This is a genomic window from Caldimonas tepidiphila, assembly GCF_003569765.1.
Taxonomy (GTDB): Bacteria; Pseudomonadota; Gammaproteobacteria; order Burkholderiales; family Burkholderiaceae_C; genus Caldimonas; species Caldimonas tepidiphila.
The window spans coordinates 1-3,333 of the sequence record NZ_QXMG01000136.1 but is presented as its reverse complement, the minus strand read 5'-3'; the positions used below and the strand labels follow the sequence as shown (position 1 = coordinate 3,333).

2 protein-coding genes are annotated in these 3,333 nt (G+C 69.3%); both read right to left on the bottom strand.

All coding sequences use genetic code 11. The features are described from left to right. Window positions 1-118: 118 nt before the first annotated feature. Window positions 119-820 (bottom strand): type IV pili methyl-accepting chemotaxis transducer N-terminal domain-containing protein, encoded by a 702-nt coding sequence (locus tag D3A59_RS24675; protein WP_119157945.1) that lies wholly within the window; start codon window positions 818-820, stop codon window positions 119-121. Between the two features lie 22 nt (window positions 821-842). Next, window positions 843-2,903 carry a hybrid sensor histidine kinase/response regulator gene (locus D3A59_RS24670; protein ID WP_170162395.1) on the bottom strand — a complete coding sequence of 687 codons (2,061 nt, stop codon included), beginning with the start codon at window positions 2,901-2,903 and terminating at the stop codon, window positions 843-845. Window positions 2,904-3,333 lie beyond the last annotated feature (430 nt).

Genomic DNA, 3,333 nt, shown 5'->3' with positions numbered 1-3,333 from the left:
GGCGCGACCCCGCCAGCTCATTCAGCAGCCGCTACCTTGGACAGCAGTGAACAGCCCTGGGGCGGGCGCGCCGGGCGGCTGCAGGCCCGACGCGGGACGGGGCACGCTTCTGCCGCCTTCAGGCGGAGAGATTGAGGGCGGTCTTGGCCAGGCGATCGATTTCGTCCGTGACGTCCGACATCACGCCGGCGACCACGGCGAACTCCCGGCCATGAGTGCCTGCGCGCGCGGCCACCACCCTCGCGTTCGAGGCCACGATGCGAGCCTGCCGGGACACGTCCCGGATATCGCTCAGCAGGGCAATCGACCGTTTCCTGGATTCCTGAGCGCGACGCCGGGCTTCCTGCTCGTAGACGCCGGTAATCGAATTGAGCGTGCCGAGCACCGGTGTGGCGCGCTCGGCAAGCAGGCGCAGCGCGTCCGAGCGGCCTGCCCGTGCGTGTTCGAGATCGGACAGGGCTTTTCCTGCCAGCCGCGCGAAGTCGCGGATCTGCTGCTCCGCCTGCTCCCTCCGGTAGGCTTCCCTCAAGACGTCGCAGAACAGTCCGGGCAGTTTCTCCTTGCCCCCGCCGCGCACCAGTGCCTCGTGGCTGCGCTCGAACAGCTCCAGCGCTTCTCGGGCCAGGGCGAGCGCCTCGACGTGCCCCAGGGAGGCTAGGGTCGCTTGCAGCACGATCCGCTGGGAGAGCATGCGCTGGCGGCCGGCGATATTGATCAGGGTGCTGAGGGTGTCCTCGGAAACGGGGGGCGCCTCCCTTGCGAGGGAGGGGGCGACGCCCGGGCGGAGCCAGGCCGAGGTGAGAAGTGTGGTGGTGGACATCGGGGACCCTGGGTCTTTTCTTTCACATGGCGTCCGACAGTTCGGCCGGAGACGGGCGGGCCTGCGGGAGGGGCGGACCGGGCCGGCTCGAGGGCGGCCCGCCCGGCACCCGCAGATGCCGCCCTATCACGCTTGCCAGCTGGCGCAGCTCGTAGGGCTTGCTCAGGTAACCGTCGAACCCGGTGGCGAGACAGTGCTCGCCGTCCCCGGGCAGCGCATGCGCCGTCATCGCGATCACCGGCACGTCGGCCGGGGTGAGGCCCTCCGGGCTCCCCGGGCGGCCTTGCCGAAGCGCCGCCAGGGCTTCGAAGCCGTCCATCTCCGGCATCTGGCAGTCCATCAGCACCAGGTCGAAGCGCCGCTCGCCGCAGAGCTCCAGCGCCTGCCGCCCGTTCGGGACGACGATCGCCTCGCAGCCCAGCGACTCCAGCATGTACATGGCCACGAGCTGGTTGACGGGGTTGTCCTCGCAGACCAGCACCTTCGCGCCCCTCATGGCCGCGCTGCCGGCTACCGGGATGAGGCCATCGGGCCGCTTGTGCCCGGTCGCCGGTTCCGGTGGGGCAGGGCAGGCATCCAGAGGCAGCGCGAGCCGGAAGCAGGAGCCCTGGCCGGGCGTGCTCTCCGCGGTCAAGGTGCCGCCCATCAGCTCGACGAGCTGCTTGCAGATCGCCAGCCCCAATCCGGTGCCGCCGAAGCGCCGGCTCATCGAGGCGTCCGCCTGCATGAAGGGCATGAAAAGCCGGCCGAGGGTGTCCGCGTCCATGCCGATGCCGCTGTCCTGCACGCTCACGGCGAGCATGCAGCGCGACGTGCCGGGCTCCGGTTCCGCGCCCATGCACAAGCGCACCGTCCCGGCCTCCGTGAACTTCAGCGCGTTGTCCGCTAGGTTCCTCAGCACCTGGGCAATGCGGCCCGGGTCGCCCCGCAGTCGCGCCGGCACCTTCTCGTCGATCACGCAGTCGAGTCGCAGTCCCTTCTCGAGGGCCCGGCGCTGCAGCAACTGCCTCACCTCCTCCAGCAGCGCCCGGGGCTCGAAGTCGATCTCCTCGATGCTCAGCTTGCCGGCCTCGACCTTGGAGAAGTCCAGGATGTCGTCGACGATCGACAGGAGCTGGCGGGCCGAGCGCAGCGCGGTTTCCGCGTTGGCCGTCTGCCGGGGCGGCAGCGGTGCCGCGCGCAGCAGTTCGAGCATTCCGAGCACGCCGTGCATCGGCGTGCGGATCTCGTGACTCATGTTGGCGAGGAACTGCGACTTGGCGCGGTTCGCGCGCTCGACCTCCTCCCGCGCCCGTCGTTCCTCGTGGATGTCGGTGATGACCCCGCTGAGCAACTGCGTGCCATCCTCGCCGCAGGTGACACAGCAGTGCTCCCGGAACCAGCGGTACTCGCCCGAGCCGCATGCCAGCCGGTACTCGAGTCGCCAGGGCTGCCGGCTCGCCATCCCCTCGAGCGTCGCCCGCTCGAAGCGGTCCCGGTCCCCGGGGTGGAGGCAGTGCTCGACCAGGTTGCGCCGTGCTGGCAAATCCCCCGGGAGGCGCCCGAGCAGTTCGAAGAAGCGCGGCGAGTAGTAGTAATCGTCGCTGCCGATGCGGTATTCGAACAGCCCCTCGCGGCTCGCGGCGATCGCACGCTCGAAGCGCCGGGTCATCTGCAGCAGCGCGGCCTGCGCCGCCTTCTGTTCCTGGATGTCGATCACGGAGCCGATCACCAGGGCCGGGGCGCCCCATTCGTCCGGCCAGACGCGGCCGCGGCCCCTCATCCACCGGTACTGCCCGCTGGTGTGGCGGACCCGGATCTCGAAATCGAAGCTGCCGAGCGAGGCGACCGCCTGCCGGTGGCGTTCGATGTAGACCGGCAGGTCGGCAGGATGAACGTGGTCGTAGATCAGCCGGTAGCTGTCGTTGAGCGCGTCCTCCGCGTAGCCGAGCAGGGCCTTGAAGCGGGGCGAGAGCCAGACGCTGCCGGTGCGCAGGTCGGTTTCCCAGACCCCCGCGTTGATGCCTTCGAGGGCGCGCTGGGCGCGAAGTGCGGGAGCAAGCTTCTGGCTGCCCCGTTCACGCGCGGCATGTCGGGCAATCACGTGGGCGTGAGGGAGGAGCGTGTCCTGTGGATCCATCTCGGGTCGATGCCAAATGAAAAGCGTCCGCCCGAACCCCAGCAGGGTTCGAGTCGGACGCCTTTGTCCTCAGGTCCGGAGACGCACCGCCGTTGATGCGACTCCTTCATTCAGGGGATGCGGGGAGGGCCGGGCCGGCCGCCGTTGACCCGCTGCCCGGTTCTGACCGCTTCCCGCACGATCGACTTGACGGAAAGCAACGCCCATGCCGGATTGCTCGCCTCGCAGAGGGCAGGCAAGCGCACTATCGGTGTGCAGGAGACGACCCAGCTCGGTGCGGAGCGCCGGGATTCCGTAAAAGAACCCGGAGGGGCTTGCCAAGCTCTCCGCACTGGTGCTAAAGTCTCACCTCTTCGCTGCCTGGCAGCGGAATCCTGGAAGGCACTACGGTGCC